The organism is Pantoea allii (assembly GCF_046529425.1).
GTDB classification, from domain to species: Bacteria; Pseudomonadota; Gammaproteobacteria; order Enterobacterales; family Enterobacteriaceae; genus Pantoea; species Pantoea allii.
Genome location: NZ_CP125958.1, coordinates 1,378,825 through 1,396,392, shown reverse-complemented (window position 1 = coordinate 1,396,392; position 17,568 = coordinate 1,378,825). Strand labels below are relative to the sequence as shown.

Sequence of the window (17,568 nt, the reverse complement as noted above, 5' to 3'; positions counted from 1 at the left end):
TATCCAGTGAGCATGGCATCCCGCGCGTTATCTCACGTATCTTCCTGCCCGACAGCCGATGTGCATGATGCCGTTGAAGCCCTGCTTTACGCTCCCTTCAGTGGGAACCCCAGCGGAACAGAAGAGGAAAACGCGCGTATGGGATGCGATGGCGTTGAGTGGCGCGGAATACTCGCTATTGCCGAGCGATGACGCGGGTTTACCCTGATTGAATCCTGTTTACCTCTGTGAATATCAGCCAGGCCAACGCTTTTATCAGGACGCCAGGTCAGACTGCCGTCTACGCAGACTGACCTGGCGTTATTTATGGAACAGGTTTATTTCAAAAAGTGGCTCAGCAATAACAACGAAAGCGAAACGTTAATGGCCCCGCCGATGCGCGTGGCGATCTGCGCAAACGGCATCAGGCCCATGCGATTACCGGCCGTCAGAATGGCCACATCGCCGGTGCCGCCCTGACCACTCTGGCAGCAGGAGACAATCGCGACATCAATCGGATGCATACCAATCTTTTTCCCGACGAAAAAGCCCGTGGCGACCAGCGCACTGACCGTGCTGATAATCACCAGCAGGTTGGTGAGCGTAAACGCGGTGACCAGAATATGCCAGGGCGTAATGGCGACACCGACGGCGAACAGCACCGGATAGGTGACAGCAGTGCGAAAGAACCGGTAAACGACCTGAGAACCCGCCAGAATACGGGGAGAAACGCCATTGACCAGCTTCACCAGCACAGCCAGAAACAGCATCCCAACCGGCGCAGGCAGACCGGTAAATTTCTGACCCAACATGCCCACCATATACAGCAACACCGCAAGCAGCGCTCCGGAAGCAATCGCGGTGACGTCAACTTTCCCCGAAAAAACGGATTGCAGCGGCTCAGGTTCAACATTGGCGATGTTCGGCATCAACTGGCCTTCTCCCGTCAGGTGCGGATAACGTTTCCCCAGTTGGTTCAGGCAGCCCGAGATAATAATGGCGGTCACGCCACCCAACATGACCATGGGCAGAATACGGCCCAGCGCGACGCCCTGATCCATATGCAGTAAGGCCGCATAGCCAATGGAGAGCGGAATCGCGCCTTCACCGACACCACCCGCCATAATCGGCAGAATAATAAAAAAGAAGATCTGGAAAGGTTCCAACCCCAGCGCCAGCCCGACGCCCATGCCAACAATCATGCCCACCACTTCTCCGCACAACATGGGGAAAAAGATGCGCAGAAAGCCCTGGATAAGCACCGTGCGGTTCATGCTCATAATGCTGCCGACGATAATGCAGCAGATGTAGAGATAAAGAATATTGGTTGATTTATAGAATTGCGTCGTGGACGTCACCACGATGTCGGGAAGCAAACCGTAGTAAACCAATGCAGAAGGGATAAAGGTGGCACAAATCGCGGCGGCCCCCAGCCTGCCGACCACGGGCAGACGTTTACCAAACTCCCCACAGGCAAAACCAAAAAAAGCCAGCGTGGCGACCATGACCACGATATCGCTTTTCAGCGTCCCACTCAGGCAGTCTACCGCGATAAGCAAGCCCGCCAGTACGAAGAGCGGCAGAGGAATAATCCCGACTTTCCAGTTATCCATAATATGCCACCACTGATCTTTCAGGGTTTTACGGCGCGATGTACTGGACAGTTTCTCAGACAAGAAAGAATCATCAGGTGTGCTCATTATTATCCTCTTTGCATCGTTATTTTTTTCAGGATGCCGTTAAAAGAGGATGAATTACGTGAAGGGGAAGGTGTCTGGCATAAAGTTTTAATGGTCTTTTTTAAATTGAGTGATCGTCGTCCTGATTCGTGCCGTGGTTTTTATGGTTTTTATTGCGGTTCCGTCTGCTTTCCCACGTTAAGGGGCAGCGATGCGGCCAAAAAAACAGCCAGCGTTTTTTTTATGCTGCTTATCATGCGGTTATACTGGGTTGGCCCATATTGTTAAAAAGATGATACAGTAATGTTATTAATTCAAAGCACGTGTAATCGTCATGAAATTGTCATTTCAAACGAAGCTGTTCCTTTCGCTCGTTGTTTTTACGTCTGCCCTGTTCGTGCTACTGGGTAGCTATTATTACGTCAGCATCAACCAACAGATCTACCAGGCGATGAGCATGCGTGCCAAAGTTCAGGCCGAGGAGATTGCGCAGATACCTGACCTTAAAAAAGAGATAGCGGACCACAACATTCAGGCCATCCAGTCATTGATGCAGACGATTGCCAGCAAGAGCGATGCCAGTTTTATCGTTATTGGTGACCACAAGGGCCTGCATCTTTTTCATTCCGTGAGTGAAGATAAAGTCGGCAAGCCGTTAGTCGGCGGGGACAACGCTGCGGTACTCTCGGGCCAAAGTATCACCACCATCCGGACTGGCGGTCTGGGGATTTCGCTGCGAAGCAAAGCACCGATTGTTAACGCTCAAGGCCAGGTCATTGGCATTGTCTCCGTGGGTTATCTCACCCGCTATCTTGAGGCGATTACCTTCAGCAATATGGTCAATATTCTGATCGTGGCTGCCCTGCTGCTTATTGCCCTGTTCGTCTTCTCCTGGTTTTTTACCTGCAATATTAAAAAGCAGATTTGCTCGCTGGAACCGCGTGAGATTGGCCTGATGGTGCGTCAGCAAAAAGCGATGATGGAGTCCATCTATGAAGGGGTTATCGTCATCGATGAACATCTGCGAATCGAAGTGATCAACCAGGCGGCGCGAAAACTGCTTGGACTGGCGCAGTCCGCCGAACAACTGCGCGGGCAATCTGTCAGCCAGGTGATCTCACCCGTTCCATTTTTGTCGCAGCCGGTCATGCTGGAAAAAGATACCCATGATGAGATTAGCCGCTTCAATTCGCTGACCGTTATCGCCAGCCGGGTCCGTATTATGCTGGAATCGTCCCTGATGGGATGGGTGATATCCTTTCGCGACCTCAATGATATCGACTCACTCAGCGCCCAACTCAGCCAGGTAAAACGTTACGTCGATAATCTGCGCATTATGCGTCATGAACAGCTTAACCGCATGAACACCCTTTCTGGCCTGTTGCACATGGGCCGCTTTGAAGAGGCAATCGATTATATTGAGGCACAGTCAGAGCACGAACAGGAGCTGCTGGACTTTGTCTCCACCCGCTTCCAGTCGCCCTTGCTCTGCGGTTTACTGCTGGGCAAAGCGGTACGTGCCCGCGAGAAAGGCGTAGATATCCACTTTGATCCCGCGTGTCTGATGGATCGCCCCTTTCTTCCGCTCACGGATGCTGAACTGATCTCGGTGACTGGCAATCTTCTGGACAATGCCATTGAAGCCACCCAACGCGCGCCACTGCCGCACGATCCTGTCGAAGTGCTGATTAAGCTCAACGCGCGTGAACTGATCATTGAAGTCGCCGATCGCGGTGTGGGCATCCGTCCTGAAATCCGTGAGCATATGTTCGAACGCGGGGTGACGACCAAAACCCGAGGCGATCACGGCATCGGGCTGTATTTAATCGAAAGCTATATTGCCCGCACCGGCGGAACGATTGAGGTGAGCGATAACCTGCCGCGCGGTGCTATTTTCTCGCTGTTTATTCCCTGTGTGGAAATAAATCAGTATCCCACCACGGAAACGGAGAAGGTCAGCAATGCAACATGATCCTATTGATGTCCTGATCGTTGAGGATGAGCATGAACTGGCTCAACTTCATGCAGAACTGATTAACAACCATCCTCAGCTGCGGCTGGTCGGAATAGCGCACTCACTGTCTGAGGCGAAGCAGCAGCTTGAAACAAGATTGCCGCAGCTTGTGCTGCTGGACAATTATCTGCCGGATGGCAAAGGCATCACGCTGATTGGCGATCCTCTCCTGGCAAACGCTAACTGTTCCATTATTTTTATTACGGCCGCCAGCGATATGGATACCTGTAGCCAGGCCATTCGTAATGGGGCCTTTGATTACGTCCTTAAACCTGTCTCATGGAAGCGGCTTAACCGTTCGCTCGCCAATTTTATCGCCTTTGCGGAACAGCAACGCACATGGAAAATCGTCGATCAGAAGAATGTGGACGTGCTGTATCAGTTACAGGCAAAAAACTATCCGCACGACAACGGCAGTAAAGGCATTGAAGAAAATACCTTAGCACGGGTACAAACGCTTTTTGCGGCAGCCACGACGCGCCTTTTTTCGGTGGATGATGTGATGGCCGAGACCGGAGTGAGTAAGACGACCGCCCGCCGCTATCTGGAGCACTGCGTTGAAACAGGGTTTCTGACGGTGGAAATGCTGTATGGCAAGGTAGGGCATCCCAGACGAATGTATAAACGCGCATGATGTTATCCCGGGATTGACGCTGTCGGCGCTGAGCTGCCCAGGCATCACGGCACAAGGGAAACCAGTCCGACAGGTGACCGCCACATTGGGCCAGGATGCGCTATCAGCCCGGCAGCGTGCTGTAATCCGAAACAAAAAAAACTGCCCTTCCCTCTTCCCGTCATTCGCAAACGCATTACTATAGGCTTTCTCCCGATTTCTATAGCGAAGCCGTCCCCGTTGAAAATGCGCACTCCTTATTTACTGGCCTTAATGGTTTCTTTGCTTCCCCTTAAAAGCATGGCGCAGGTTGCGCCCGATCCGTTGCTGGCATCGCAAATTGTCGATCGCTATGCCGAGCACATCTTCTATGCCAGCGGTGCCACCGGTATGGCATTGGTCGCGATAGACGGTAATCAGCGGGTTTTCGCCAGTTTTGGTGATACGCGGCCAGGCAGCAATATTCGTCCGCAAAAAGATTCATTAATTCGCATCGCCTCACTCAGCAAGCTGATGACCAGTGAAGTGATGGTGAAGATGGCCGAGCGCGGTGAGATCCGTCTTGACGATCCCCTGAGTAAATATGCACCGCCCGGAAAACGGGTTCCCAGTTTTGACGGTCAGCCCATTCGCTTGATTAACCTGTCGACCCATACCAGCGGCCTGCCGCGTGAACAGCCCGGCGGCAAACCGCATCGTCCGGTGTTCGTGTGGCCCACGCAGAGTGAACGCTGGAGCTGGTTAAACAAGGCCAACCTCAAAGCCGCGCCAGGCACCAACGCGGCCTATTCCAACCTTGGTTATGATCTGCTCGGTGATGCGCTGTCACGTGCAGCAGGTAAACCTTACCCGGCACTGCTACAGCAGTTGATTACCCGTCCGCTGGGCATGAAAGACACCACCTTTACGCCGTCACCTGAACAGTGCGCCCGTCTGATGGTCGCGGAAAAAGGGGCCAGCCCCTGTAACAACACACTGGCAGCGATTGGCAGCGGCGGCGTCTATTCGACACCTGATGATATGGGGCGCTGGATGCAGCAGTTCCTGAACTCATCGGTGAATCATCGTACGCCGCAAATCGACCGCCTGCAGACCTTGATCTACCGTCGCGACCAGCTACATAAAGTCGATGGCATGGATGTGCCGGGCAAAGCCGACGCGCTGGGCATGGGATGGGTTTATATGGGCCCGGCAAACGGTCGTCCTGGCATTATCCAGAAAACCGGTGGTGGCGGTGGTTTTATCACCTATATCGCCATGATTCCGCAGCAAAACGTTGGGGTTTTCGTGGTCGTCACTCGTTCGCCACTGACGCGTTTTACCCCGATGAGCGACGGCGTCAACAACCTGCTCGCGGAGCTGGTGGGCAATCAGAACGGCTCACCGATGATGGTGCAGGCGATTCCTTAACCGCGGCTATCCGCCGTGACTGACTGGCTCACCCAGAGCGTGGGCCAGTCGTCACTGCTGTGCCAGGCATCGCAGGTCGACTCCTGCGCGTATTCGGCTAAAACAAAGCGCTCGCCATCAAACTGCCAACGGGTGGCCGTGCCGCAGTCGCCCAATCCACGTCCCTTGCCAAAGGTATAGAGCTGCCCGGTTGCCGCATCATAATCCGCATTAATCAGCTCAAGCTGGCGATCTGTGTCACCCGGCGGCGTAAAAGGCAGAGTCAGGGTCAGACCGCGCGCCACGTAGGGCGGCGCACGCGTCACTTCAAAGGCCAGATCGATAACGTTGTACGCGCCCATCTCACAGCTCACCAGCAGCAGCGCTTTTTTATCGGTCAGGGGAGATACGCTCACTTCCCGGCGCAGCGGATCGAGCGAACAGCTGTCCGAATTCACGCGCCAGGTGCCGTAATCGATAAGGCCACTGGTCTCTTCACGCGTCAGTGGCGCAGGCGCAGCTACGGCGGGTTGCAGCTGTGGCACCGCAGGGGCGGCCGGCACGCTGTTTCGTTCCCCGCGCCTGACCCAGGCACTGATGTCATTAACCCGTCCCTGCACGTCATCCATATATAACAGCGCCGCCTTCATACCGCGCAACGAAATCTGCGGACCGGCATTGAACGTCAGCTGCAGGCTTTTGGCATCCATGGTCAGTTCAAGGAACTCATTAATAGCGATGGGATTACTGGTGGCAAGATGGTGCGGTTCGACCGTCCAGTGCTTGAAATCGGGCCGGAGTCGGCGTTGATCGACTAACAGATTATCTTTTAGTGCCGGGCCGGGAAGCGCTCCGCTGTAGGCGCTGCCGTAATCGATGCGCAGTAAAGGCTGGTCATCCGTTCCCGCGTGGCGGGAAAGGGTCATTACCAGGCCTTTGTCGCCAGGTATGCTTCGCGCAACGCAATGCGCTGCATTATTGCAGGTTAATTGCCAGTCAGAAAACAGCTTCTGTACCGGCTCAGCCTGAACAGCTGCAACCATAAAAAAAGGCAACGCAAACAGCGATTTCATCCCATACCACATTAAGAAAAACCAGCCCCAACTTCTTTGAGTGGAAGATGATAGCGCAATCGCGCACGTCACGAAGGCCGCATTCTGTGAAGTGCTCAGCAAGCGCAGCTAACCGTCTAAAAAACATCCGCTTTATGACAAGAGAAGTGCAATAAAGTCTGCAGAATATTTATCATGCTGATTCACCTCGCGCCGCTCAATCGGATTCGTCGGACATTCCCGCCCGTGCAATCGGTCAAATACACATAAACGGTCAAAAACAGGCATGATATAGTCGTCAAAAGATTAAACATAAAAGGTTATCAACAGATTCTTCTCAGGTTAAAAAGCCCTTATAAGGTGATCAGCATCACTTTTTAATAATAACGATTACATCCCGTTTCATAAAAACCCAACAAATATCTCTTTATGTGCGCCGTGAAAATAGCGTCCTGCGTACCCACGCTCAGGCCACATTTTTGCCACGCGCCTTCCAGTACTTTATAACCCTCGGAGGCCAGCATGTTGCCGATTGAACGCCAGCAGAGAATTATTGATGAATTAATGCGTAATGGACGTGTCATTGTCGCGGAACTTACCGCATTGTGTCAGGTTTCGCAGGAAACGATTCGTCGGGACTTAGCGCAACTGGAAAAGAAAGGCATATTACAGCGAAGTCATGGCGGTGCAGTCCCGGTTAAACAATATAATGCGGCTATACAAATAAATACTCGTGGCATTAATGAATATGAATTATCTTTTCGCCAGCGAATTAATGAACATGTCGATGCCAAAATGGCCATTGCCAAACGGGCACTGGGATTTATTAGCGTGGGTGACTGTGTATTACTCGACAGCAGTACCACCTGTTTTTATCTGGCCCGACAGTTACCCGATATAGAATTAACGGTATTAACCAATTCTCTGCGCATTGTGCAGACGCTGGCGGCGCGCAGCAGTATTCGCACGATCTGCCTGGGCGGAGAATATTCCGATCGCTATGAAGATTTTCACGGCATCGTGACTGAACAACCCTTAAAAGAGTTTCAAATAAATAAAATCTTTTTTTCCTGTAGCAGTCTGGGCAATGACGGTTATTTACGCGAAGGGAATGAACGTAATGCACATTTAAAACAACAGCTCATTCTGGCAGCAGAACGAAAACATTTATTAATGGACAGCTCTAAGTTTCTTCGGCCCTCATTCGCGCGTGTTTGCCATTACCGTGATGTGGATTTTCTCATTACTGACCAATTAAAAGATAAAGAACTGGAACAGGAACTGGCGTGGAACGGGGTAAATATTATCGACTGTTCGCAACGCCCTCAGTCCGTACAGCTTATGAATAATTAAATGGAGTCGCTATGAAAAAACAGCTTATCGCCTGCACCCTGATCGCGTTATTTGCATTCCAGGCCCAGGCAGCAGAAAAAATACGAATGGGGATCGTGGTGAAAATTGGCGGCATTCCGTGGTTTAACGCCATGGAGGCCGGGATAAAAAGTGAAGCGGCGAAAAGTGGGATCGATGCGTGGATGGTCGGGCCCACCGCAGCCGACCCCGCCTTACAGGTGCGGGCCATTGAGGATTTGATTGCGCAGAAAGTGGACATCATTGGCGTGGTGCCGAACGATCCCAAGGTGCTGGAACCCGTTTTGCAGCGCGCCCGTAATGCGGGCATCAAAGTGATTACCCACGAGTCGCCGGGCCAGAAGTTTGCCAACTGGGACTTTGAGTTGGTGGATGCAACTACCCATGGCATCAACCATATGAAAGCGCTGGCAGCCTGTATGCACGATGAAGGCCAATACGCGATGTACGTTGGCAGCCTGACGGTGCCGCTCCACCAGCAGTGGACCGACGCCGCGCTGGAATATCAAAAGCAGCATTACCCAAAAATGCAATTAGTCACTGACAAATTTGGCGTGGGGGAATCGCTGGATGATTCCATCCGTACAACCAATGAGCTGATGTCCAGGTATCCGGATCTCAAAGGGATTCTGGCCTTTGGTTCTCAGGGCCCTATCGGCGCAGGCCGGGCGGTGATGAACCGCAACAAGAGTAACCAGGTCTGCGTCATTGGCGCATTCAGTCCGGGCCAGGGCGCGCAGCTCGTCAACCGGGGTGCCATTAAAGGTGGCTATATCTGGAATCCGCATACCGCCGGAGAAGTGTTTGTCCGTCTTGCCGAGATGATGGAGAAGAACACGCCAATTAAAGATGGCATGACCATTGAAGGATTAGGCAAGGTGCGGGTGGATGAAACCACGCACACCATTCTGGGCAACAACACCGAAAGCCTGGATAAAGCCAACCTGCCGAAACTGATTAAGCTGGGGCTGTAGTGATGGAACCTGTCGCACCACAAACGCTCGTCACCCTGAACAGGTTGTCGAAAACCTTTGGCGGTCATCGCGCGTTGAGCGATATGTCGCTGACGCTGCTGGCCGGTGAAGTGCACTGCCTTGCCGGGACGAATGGCTGTGGCAAAAGCACGCTGATCAAGGTGATGTCCGGCGTACATGCGCCGGACAGCGGCAGCGAGATCCGCCTGGGCGACGGGGAAATCGTGCCTCGCCTCTCGACACAGCAGGCCAGGGACTTTGGCATACAGGTGATCTATCAGGACCTGTCCCTGTTCCCCAACCTGAGCGTGGCTGAAAATATCGCGTTTGAACACAACCTGCGTGGCCTGTTCGGCTGGCACCAGCGTAAGACGCTGTTTGACAGCGCCCGGCGCGTTGTCGAGGAGCTGCAATTCACGCTCGATCTTAACGAAAAAGTGGCGCATCTCTCTATCGCCCAGCGGCAACAGGTGGCTATCTGTCGTGCCCTGGTTGCCGATGCCCAGCTGGTGATCATGGATGAACCTACCGCCTCACTTACCCGCACGGAAGTGAATCAGCTGTTGCGCACGGTGCGCTATCTCAAGCAGAAGAACATCTGTGTGGTGTTTGTCAGCCATCGTCTGGATGAAGTGCTGGAGATCTCGGATCGGGTCACGGTCATTCGCGATGGTCGCAAGATTGGCAGCTTTCCAGCGCAGGAGATGACGCCGCACCGCCTGACGGAGCTGATGACCGGACAGAAGCTGGAATATCCGTTAAAAAATCCAACGCGCAAGCGCGATCGGGTGCTGCTGGAGGTGGAGGATCTCAGCCGTAACGGACAGTACCACGACGTGAATTTTCGTTTGTATGAAGGCGAAGTGCTGGGGCTCTGTGGCCTGCTGGGTTCAGGCCGTACCGAGCTGGCCCTGTCGCTGTTTGGTATGACCCGGCCTGACAGCGGCAAGATCTGGCTGGACACGAAACCGGTGCGCTTTCGCAGCCATGAAGACGCGATCAAAGCCGGTATTGGCTATGTGTCAGAGGACCGCCTGACGCTGGGGCTGGTTCAGCAACAGTCGGTGGCCGATAACATGGTTTTACCCATCCTCGACAAACTGCAAAACCGCTTTCACCTGATTGATGAATACCGCAAGAACAGGCTGATCCTGCAGTGGATTCAGCAACTGGGCGTCCGGGTTGCCGACCCTGAGCAGGCGATCGCCACGCTTTCCGGCGGCAATCAGCAAAAGATCGTTTTAGCCAAGTGGGTGCTCACTCAGCCTCGTCTGTTAATTCTTGATTCGCCCACTGTCGGCGTGGATGTCGGGGCGAAAGCCAGTATTTACCAGTTGATCCACGAGCTGGCGCGTGAAGGCTTGTCGATTATGTTGATTTCCGACGAGGTCCCTGAGGTCTGGCACAACTGTGACCGCATTTTGCATTTCCGCGACGGCACGATCCATGCCGAATACCAGCCCGACAGCGTTGAGCAACAGCAACTTGCAGAGGTGATCAATGCCTGACTTATCCCGCTTACGTCCTCATTCCAGTCAGGGCTGGCTGACCTGGGTTTTACTGCTGTTCATTGTGGTTTTCTCACTGACCAGCGACCAGTTCCTCAGCGTGCAAAACCTGCTGGATTTAGCCGAAAGCTATGCGGTAACCGGCATCTTTGCGCTGGGGCTGTTTGTGGTGCTGGTCACCGGCGGCATCGATATCTCCTTTGCTGCCGTCGCCTCGGTGGTGCAGTACTTTATCGCCGCCCTGTTTGTGCACTATCTGTTTGATAACGCACTGCTGAGCATTATCCTGGCCATTGCCTGTGGCACCCTGTTCGGGGTGATCAATGCCTGGCTCATCACCTGGCTGCGGGTCGTTTCCATCATTATCACCATCAGTATGCAGTCGCTGTTGTTTGGCCTGCTGATGTGGTTAACCGGCGGACGCAGCCTCTATCAGTTACCCGACTGGTGGATCACCTTACGCAACGTGCTGCCGTTTACGTGGCAAGGCCAGACGTTTCAGCTTGGCCTGCCGCTGCTCATCCTGCTGATCATCGCCACCCTGACCGCCGTGTTACTCAACAAAACCCACTTAGGCCGCCAGCTTTATGCCGTCGGCGGTGACGCAGAGTCCGCTCGGCGCATCGGGATTCGCGTCGGCCTGATCCACCTGTTTGCCTATGGCTGGTTGGGTGCGATGGCAGCGATTGGCGGGTTGGTACAGGTTTACCGCATGGGTGAAGTGGTGCCGAACGCGCTGGTGGGCGGTGAACTGGATGTGCTGGCTGCCACCGTGCTGGGTGGTGCCAGCCTGATGGGCGGAAAAGGCACGGTCAGCGGCACCTTAATGGGGGTTTTCCTGATCGCCATTTTGAAGAACGGTCTCAACCTGCTTGGTGTATCCAACTACTTCATGAACATCGTGGTCGGCGGGGTCATCATGATCGCCATCGCCGTTACTCACTATAAAAAACGCAAAGAGACTGACGTCAGCTTTGTCTGATGGGAGAACCCCCTATGAAACCTTTATTGACGTTAAAACCTGACGGCACCAATACCGGCCTGCTGCTGCTCATCGCGTTTGCGCTGGCGCTGTTCAGCATCCTGTTGCCCGGTCGTTTCTTTACCGATTCCACCTTTCTCAGCATGGCCTTTCAACTGCCTGAGCTGGGCTTGCTTACTCTGGCGATGTTTATTGCCATTCTGAGCGGGGGATTAAACCTGGCCATTATTACGACCGCCAACCTGACCAGCTTATTCATCGCCTGGGTGCTACTGAGCATGTTGCCGGACGGCGCGGGAACCGGCCAGCAACTGGGCTGGTTGCTGCTGGCGATGCTGGGGGCGATAGTCATTGCGGCACTCATCGGTCTGATTACCGGCGTGATGGTCACGCGCATCGGCGCGCATCCTATTCTGGTGACGCTCGCGACCATGATCACGCTCAACGGCATCGGCATCTGGCTGACAAAAGGGGCGGCGGTGAGCGGCATGCCGCCGGTCGTGCGCGCCCTGGGCTCCGATACGTTGCTGGGTGTTCCGCTGCCGCTGTGGGTGTTTTTACTGGCCGCCGCCCTACTGGCGCTGTTCCTGGGAAAAACCCGCGCCGGTAAATGCATCTATATGGGCGGCAGTAACATCAATGCCACCTGGTTTAGCGGTATCAACACACACCGCATGATCATCCTCGTCTATGTCATCTCCAGCCTGCTGTGTGTCCTGGCGGGGCTGGTAATGATGGCGCGCTTTAACTCTGCGCGCATGGGTTATGGCGATGCCTATCTGCTACTGACCGTGCTGGCCATTATTCTTGGCGGCACCGATCCCAACGGCGGCTTTGGCCGCGTTACCGGTGTCGTTCTGGCGCTGATTGCACTGCAGATCCTCTCCACCGGCTTCAACCTGATGAATATCAGCCAGCACGTTAGCCTGGCGATGTGGGGCGCGGTACTGATTGTGGTGCTCGCCGTGAAACAGGGCAAAGCCCGACTGAATGCACGCCGTGACGTGAAGCGCAGCAAGCGCCTGAGCGCGGCACTGAATCCTCTGACTGAGAAAAAGGAAGTATGATGCGTATTCAAATCTCCCCATCATTGATGTGTATGAACCTGATGGAGATCAAACAGCAGTTGGCTGTGCTGAACTCCCGCGCCGACTTCCTGCATGTCGATATCATGGACGGTCACTACGTCAAAAATATCACCCTCTCACCGTTCTTTATCGAGCAAATCCGTCCGCATACGCCGGTGGCTATCGATGTGCATTTGATGGTTGAGCAGCCTACTGATTTTATTGAGGCGGTGGCCAAAGCGGGGGCTGACTTTATTTGCCCGCACGCAGAGACGATCAACCGTGATGCCTTCCGGGTCATCAACCAGATCCGCAGCCTGGGGAAAAAACCGGGCGTGGTATTAAACCCTGCCACGCCGGTGTCCTTTATTCACCACTATATTCATCTGCTGGAGAAGATCACGGTGATGACGGTGGACCCGGGTTATGCCGGGCAGCCGTTTATTCCGGAAATGGTCGAGAAGATTCAGACACTCAAGGCGTTAAAACAGGCTCACGGCTACCGCTATCTGATTGAGATTGATGGTTCCTGTAATCAGCGCACTTACCGCAACCTGCTTGAGGCCGGGGCGGAAGTGCTGATTGTGGGCACCTCGGGTCTGTTCAATATACATGAGGATCTCACCACCGCCTGGACGATGATGCGCAGCAGTATTGATGCGGCGCAGGAACTGGTGCAGGAGTCGGCATGAAACGACGCTGGCTTGGCATTGACATTGGCGGTACCAGTACGCGCCTGCAGTTGATGGAAGAAGGCCGGAACTGGTGTGGCTTTCGTAAAGTGCCGACCGCCAGCTGGTCACAACAACCGGATGCGCTGACCGCGCTGGGCGACGTGATCGGCGAAACTCTGGAGACACAGCCGGTAAACGGCGTGATGCTCGGCTTGCCCGGTATTCTCAGCCGTGACCGTCAGCAGGTGATCTCTTTGCCCTTTATTCAGGCGCTGGATCAGCAACCCGTGGTGGCGCAACTCAGTGCGCGGCTTGGCGTGCCGGTTGCGATGGATAAAGATGTGAACCACCTGATGTTATGGGATCTGCTGCAGCTTGAGAGGCTACCCGCGAATGCCGTGGGCTTGTATCCCGGAACAGGTCTGGGGAACAGCCTGTGGCTGGAAGGCCGGTTTTATCATGGTCATCATGGGGGTTCAGGCGAGTTAGGCCATATTCCGCTGGCGGACAACGATCTGCCCTGCCCGTGCGGAAACCGGGGTTGCGCCGAAACCCTGATATCCGGTCACTGGCTGAGCGGCTGGGCAGCATCACAGCAGCCCGATACCGCCATTTCGCAGCTCTTTACCCTGCACGGCGATCACCCCGATCTGCTGGCGTTCGTCGAGCGCCTGGCCCAGCTGATCGCCAGCGAAATGAATATTCTCGATCCCGAGTACCTGATTCTGGGCGGTGGCGTGCTGGCGATGGCTGATTTTCCGCTGGCGCGGCTGCGCAGTGCCATACAGCAATACCTGCGTCCACCCGTGACGCGCCAGGGTTTGAAAATCGTCTTCAGTCACGCGACCGATCATACCGGCTGTCGCGGTGCCTGTCTGGCCGCTGAGCGCTATTTTGGAGGGGAAAAATGAAAGGCAAAGTGTGTGTGTTTGGCTCCTTCAACCTGGATATCGTGGCAGGCATGACGCGCTTTCCGTTACCGGGCGAATCCTTAATTGCACAGCACAGCATGATGGGGCCAGGAGGCAAAGGGGCTAATCAGGCCACCGCCGCGCTACGCGCCGGTGCCCGGGTGCACTATATTGGCAAAGTAGGACACGACGACTTTGGTCTCTTTGCCCGGCGACATCTGGAAAAAACCGGTTTTGATGCGATTACGCTGTTCACCTGCAAAGACAAACCCACCGGAAATGCGTTGATTTACGTAGCCGGTAATGACGCCGAGAACATGATTTCCGTCTATCCGGGTGCCAATCTCACCGTGACAGCCGCAGAGGTTACGCGCTGTAAACCGACCGTTGCGGCGGCGGACATTCTGCTGGTGCAGTTGGAAAATAATCTGAGCGCCATTCAGCGCATGATTGATCACGCACGCGCAGCAAATACCTTTGTGATCCTCAATCCGGCCCCGTTTCAAAAAATCAGTGATGCCCTGCTGGCGAAGGTCGATCTGCTGACGCCAAACAGCACCGAAGCCATGCTGCTGACGGGCGTGAAGGTCACGGACATGGCCAGTGCCCGGCAGGCCGCCGAGGCGCTTCACCGTAAAGGCGCACGTCAGGTGATTATTACCCTTGGCACAGCCGGTGCCTTACTGTCTGACGGGCATCAGCTGCTTCACATTCCTGTTTTTCCCGCCACACCACTGGATACCACCGGCGCGGGCGATGCCTTTAACGGTGCGCTGGCTGCCCGGTTAGCCGCAGGGGTTTCTCTGGAGCAGGCCGCGCTCTTTGCGGCGGCGTTTGCCTCTCTGTGCGTCGAACAACCCGGCGCCGCCCACGCTATGCCCTCCTACGCCGATGCACTGGCGCGCCTGCAGGCGCATCCCGAATGCGTGGCCGGGAACGTCATGGCCTGCGCGTAACCCGGCAGCAGATGTGCCGCCAGGCACATCTGCTCTGCACATCATCAGAGCGTCAGCCAGCCGGCGATAAGCGCATGCTGCAACAACATAATGGTTTTGCCGTCGCGAATCCGCCCTTCTTTCACCCACTGCATGGCATCAGGAAAAGCCATTTCCAGCACGTCGATCGCTTCATCGTCGACACCGCCGCCCGCATTCTCACGCAGCGACTCGTGATATTCAGCCGCAAAGAAATGCACCAGCTCGGTCACGCCACCCGGCGACATGTAAACCGCGTAGAGTTTTTCCACCTCTCCCACGGCATAACCGGTCTCTTCGATGGCCTCTTTGCGAATGCAATCTTCAGGGGAATCATCATCCAGCAGGCCCGCGCAGGCCTCAATCAACATACCGTCCTGATTACCGTTAACATAGGTGGCGATGCGGAACTGGCGCGTCAGCACCACACTGTTTTTTTCACGGTTATACAGCAGAATGGTGGCACCATTGCCGCGATCGTAAACTTCGCGTTTGTGACGCACGATTTCGCCCTGGTTGTCGGTAATCTCATAGGTGATATTACGCAGAACAAACCAGTTCTCTGACAGCAGCTTATCTTTGATGATGTTGATCTTGAACGACATGGACGCTCCGCAGCCATATGAAGGGAGCCAGAGATAATAGGACGTGCAGCCAAAGAAAACTATCTGAATTGCGCACCGCCCGCACGCCATCATCAATAACGGCGAGCCGAAAACGCAGGTGCAGCGCAAAAAAATGCCAGCACGCTGGCTGGCATTTTATGCAGCAAATGGGGTCATGTTTATGACGATTTGCCGTCGTGCTCATGGTGGTCATGTTCGGTAGCGGCGATGGCATTAACACGCTTGCGCACGCCAAACCAGCCCAGTACCAGAATCACCGCGATCAACGGAATGGACGCGATAGTGTAGGTTCCATTTGGATAGTCGAACGCCATCAAGACCAGCACGCTAAACAGGAACAGCAGCGTCAGCCACGAGGTAAAAGGTGCACCCGGCAGCTTGAAGCTGACATCGTCCGCTTTGCCTTCTTTGATCGCTTTACGCAGGCGTAACTGGCAAAGCACGATAAAGCCCCACGACGAGATAATGCCGAGCGACGCCACGTTTAATACGATTTCAAACACTTGAGACGGCACGTAGTAGTTAAGCACCACGCCGATGATATAGACACCCACGGTGACCAGAATTCCGGCATACGGAACCTGCTGGCTGCTCATTTTTGACATGAACTTAGGTGCAGATCCGCCCATCGACATGGAACGCAGGATACGACCGGTGGAGTAGAGACCGGAGTTCAGGCTGGATAATGCCGCACTGAGCACCACGATATTCATGATGCTGCCAATATAAGGCACGCCTAACTTAGAGAAGAAGGTCACAAACGGACTTTGTCCGGCCTGATAGGCATTCCACGGCAGCAGCATCACCAACAGCACCACAGAACCGACATAGAACAAACCAATACGCCAGATGACGCTGTTGATCGCTTTCGGCAACATGGTTTCAGGATCTTTACACTCGCCGGCGGCCGTACCGACCAGTTCTATCGAGGCGAAGGCAAACACGACGCCTTGCACCAGCACCAGCGCCGGTAACAGGCCATGCGGGAATAAGCCGCCGTTATCCGTGATCAGATGGAAACCCGTTGCATTACCATCCAGTGGTTTGCCCGTGCCGAGAAACACCACACCGACCACCAGAAACACCACAATCGCCAGCACTTTCACTAAGGCGAACCAAAACTCCATTTCGGCAAACCACTTTACGCCGATCATGTTCATGGTGCCGACAATCGCCAGTGCGCCCAGGGCGAACACCCACTGCGGCACATCGCCAAACGCGCCCCAGTAGTGCATATAAAGCGCAACGGCAGTGATATCAACAATCCCGGTCATGGCCCAGTTAACAAAGTACATCCAGCCCGCCACATAAGAGGCTTTCTCGCCCATGAACTCACGAGCATAGGAGACAAAGCTTCCGCTGCTGGGACGGTGTAAAACCAGTTCGCCCAGTGCACGCAGGATGAAGAAAGAGAAGATACCGCAGACCAGATAAATGATGGCTAAGGCCGGACCCGCTGCCTGTAAACGGGCGCCTGCGCCCAGAAACAGACCCGTACCAATGGCACCACCGATAGCAATCATCTGTACGTGACGATTGCCCATGGCTTTCTTATAGCCGGAGTCGTGGGAATTGAGCCAGCGTCGTTTCGCAGCGCGCATGTCCGCTGCTGATTTCTTAGTAGATTTCATAGCCTTCCTGTTTGTCCTGACCATAAGTCATAGCGCATCCAAACGATTGCGTTTAGCAGTGCGAAATGGGTTGTCTTCCTCTGTGCGCCCGCCTGTGAGTTGACTAAAAGCGGCGCGGGAATTT

15 protein-coding genes are annotated in these 17,568 nt (G+C 54.4%); 11 read left to right on the top strand and 4 right to left on the bottom strand.

What is annotated here, in order from left to right; genetic code table 11:
* Positions 1-317: 317 nt before the first annotated feature.
* Positions 318-1,679 (bottom strand): 2-hydroxycarboxylate transporter family protein, encoded by a 1,362-nt coding sequence (locus QNH99_RS06845; protein WP_063880495.1) that lies wholly within the window; start codon positions 1,677-1,679, stop codon positions 318-320.
* Between the two features lie 313 nt (positions 1,680-1,992).
* Between QNH99_RS06845 and QNH99_RS06840 the strand changes: the two genes are divergently transcribed.
* The 3 genes from QNH99_RS06840 to ampH all read left to right on the top strand — a co-directional run bounded on the left by QNH99_RS06840 (position 1,993) and on the right by ampH (position 5,695).
* A complete protein-coding gene (locus QNH99_RS06840) occupies positions 1,993-3,630 on the top strand; it encodes an ATP-binding protein (protein ID WP_410517473.1) in 1,638 nt (545 codons plus the stop codon).
* Positions 3,620-4,306 (top strand): response regulator, encoded by a 687-nt coding sequence (locus tag QNH99_RS06835; RefSeq protein WP_096012857.1) that lies wholly within the window; start codon positions 3,620-3,622, stop codon positions 4,304-4,306. Before QNH99_RS06840 ends, QNH99_RS06835 begins: the two co-directional genes overlap by 11 nt.
* Positions 4,307-4,531: 225 nt before the next feature.
* Positions 4,532-5,695, top strand: coding sequence for a D-alanyl-D-alanine-carboxypeptidase/endopeptidase AmpH (gene ampH, locus QNH99_RS06830; protein ID WP_172823932.1), 1,164 nt, complete (start codon positions 4,532-4,534; stop codon positions 5,693-5,695).
* Here the strand turns inward: ampH and QNH99_RS06825 are convergent.
* Positions 5,692-6,759 carry a DUF1176 domain-containing protein gene (locus QNH99_RS06825; RefSeq protein ID WP_063880502.1) on the bottom strand — a complete coding sequence of 356 codons (1,068 nt, stop codon included), beginning with the start codon at positions 6,757-6,759 and terminating at the stop codon, positions 5,692-5,694. The two genes, ampH and QNH99_RS06825, sit on opposite strands and share 4 nt — an antisense overlap.
* 489 nt (positions 6,760-7,248) lie before the next feature.
* Here QNH99_RS06825 and QNH99_RS06820 point away from each other — a divergent pair, with 489 nt between their 5' ends.
* Genes QNH99_RS06820 through QNH99_RS06785 form a run of 8 tightly spaced genes read left to right on the top strand, consistent with a single transcriptional unit; the run spans position 7,249 to position 15,169 of the window.
* On the top strand, positions 7,249-8,079 hold the full coding sequence (locus tag QNH99_RS06820; RefSeq protein WP_410517472.1) for a DeoR/GlpR family DNA-binding transcription regulator: 831 nt from the start codon (positions 7,249-7,251) through the stop codon (positions 8,077-8,079).
* A gap of 11 nt (positions 8,080-8,090) precedes the next feature.
* Complete coding sequence (locus QNH99_RS06815; RefSeq protein WP_096012854.1) at positions 8,091-9,071, top strand: substrate-binding domain-containing protein; 981 nt, start codon at positions 8,091-8,093, stop codon at positions 9,069-9,071.
* Between the two features lie 2 nt (positions 9,072-9,073).
* Positions 9,074-10,579 carry a sugar ABC transporter ATP-binding protein gene (locus QNH99_RS06810; protein ID WP_410517471.1) on the top strand — a complete coding sequence of 502 codons (1,506 nt, stop codon included), beginning with the start codon at positions 9,074-9,076 and terminating at the stop codon, positions 10,577-10,579.
* Positions 10,572-11,561: an ABC transporter permease gene (locus QNH99_RS06805; protein WP_410517470.1), complete on the top strand. Its 990-nt coding sequence runs from the start codon at positions 10,572-10,574 to the stop codon at positions 11,559-11,561. Before QNH99_RS06810 ends, QNH99_RS06805 begins: the two co-directional genes overlap by 8 nt.
* A 14-nt stretch (positions 11,562-11,575) precedes the next feature.
* Positions 11,576-12,628 (top strand): ABC transporter permease, encoded by a 1,053-nt coding sequence (locus tag QNH99_RS06800; protein ID WP_096012852.1) that lies wholly within the window; start codon positions 11,576-11,578, stop codon positions 12,626-12,628.
* Entirely contained in the window at positions 12,628-13,320 is a 693-nt protein-coding gene (gene alsE, locus QNH99_RS06795) for a D-allulose 6-phosphate 3-epimerase (protein ID WP_410517660.1), read from the top strand. Before QNH99_RS06800 ends, alsE begins: the two co-directional genes overlap by 1 nt.
* Entirely contained in the window at positions 13,317-14,213 is an 897-nt protein-coding gene (gene alsK / locus QNH99_RS06790; protein ID WP_096012851.1) for an allose kinase, read from the top strand. The genes alsE and alsK overlap by 4 nt, the downstream gene beginning before the upstream one ends.
* Positions 14,210-15,169, top strand: a complete 960-nt coding sequence (locus QNH99_RS06785; protein ID WP_410517469.1) for a ribokinase — start codon at positions 14,210-14,212, stop codon at positions 15,167-15,169. Before alsK ends, QNH99_RS06785 begins: the two co-directional genes overlap by 4 nt.
* Before the next feature lie 44 nt (positions 15,170-15,213).
* Here the strand turns inward: QNH99_RS06785 and nudK are convergent, their stop codons facing one another.
* The gene (gene nudK / locus QNH99_RS06780; protein ID WP_063880511.1) at positions 15,214-15,792 is read right to left on the bottom strand and encodes a GDP-mannose pyrophosphatase NudK; all 579 of its coding nucleotides are present in this window, start codon (positions 15,790-15,792) and stop codon (positions 15,214-15,216) included.
* A 179-nt stretch (positions 15,793-15,971) separates the two neighbouring features.
* Complete coding sequence (gene ansP / locus QNH99_RS06775; protein ID WP_028725129.1) at positions 15,972-17,444, bottom strand: L-asparagine permease; 1,473 nt, start codon at positions 17,442-17,444, stop codon at positions 15,972-15,974.
* Positions 17,445-17,568: the final 124 nt, after the last annotated feature.

Coding starts and splice junctions, on each gene's coding strand:
- QNH99_RS06845 (WP_063880495.1), bottom strand. CDS start 1,679: ATGAGCACACCTGATGATTCTTTCTTGTCTGAGAAACTGTCCAGTACA.
- QNH99_RS06840 (WP_410517473.1), top strand. CDS start 1,993: ATGAAATTGTCATTTCAAACGAAGCTGTTCCTTTCGCTCGTTGTTTTT.
- QNH99_RS06835 (WP_096012857.1), top strand. CDS start 3,620: ATGCAACATGATCCTATTGATGTCCTGATCGTTGAGGATGAGCATGAA.
- ampH (WP_172823932.1), top strand. CDS start 4,532: ATGCGCACTCCTTATTTACTGGCCTTAATGGTTTCTTTGCTTCCCCTT.
- QNH99_RS06825 (WP_063880502.1), bottom strand. CDS start 6,759: ATGTGGTATGGGATGAAATCGCTGTTTGCGTTGCCTTTTTTTATGGTT.
- QNH99_RS06820 (WP_410517472.1), top strand. CDS start 7,249: ATGTTGCCGATTGAACGCCAGCAGAGAATTATTGATGAATTAATGCGT.
- QNH99_RS06815 (WP_096012854.1), top strand. CDS start 8,091: ATGAAAAAACAGCTTATCGCCTGCACCCTGATCGCGTTATTTGCATTC.
- QNH99_RS06810 (WP_410517471.1), top strand. CDS start 9,074: ATGGAACCTGTCGCACCACAAACGCTCGTCACCCTGAACAGGTTGTCG.
- QNH99_RS06805 (WP_410517470.1), top strand. CDS start 10,572: ATGCCTGACTTATCCCGCTTACGTCCTCATTCCAGTCAGGGCTGGCTG.
- QNH99_RS06800 (WP_096012852.1), top strand. CDS start 11,576: ATGAAACCTTTATTGACGTTAAAACCTGACGGCACCAATACCGGCCTG.
- alsE (WP_410517660.1), top strand. CDS start 12,628: ATGCGTATTCAAATCTCCCCATCATTGATGTGTATGAACCTGATGGAG.
- alsK (WP_096012851.1), top strand. CDS start 13,317: ATGAAACGACGCTGGCTTGGCATTGACATTGGCGGTACCAGTACGCGC.
- QNH99_RS06785 (WP_410517469.1), top strand. CDS start 14,210: ATGAAAGGCAAAGTGTGTGTGTTTGGCTCCTTCAACCTGGATATCGTG.
- nudK (WP_063880511.1), bottom strand. CDS start 15,792: ATGTCGTTCAAGATCAACATCATCAAAGATAAGCTGCTGTCAGAGAAC.
- ansP (WP_028725129.1), bottom strand. CDS start 17,444: ATGAAATCTACTAAGAAATCAGCAGCGGACATGCGCGCTGCGAAACGA.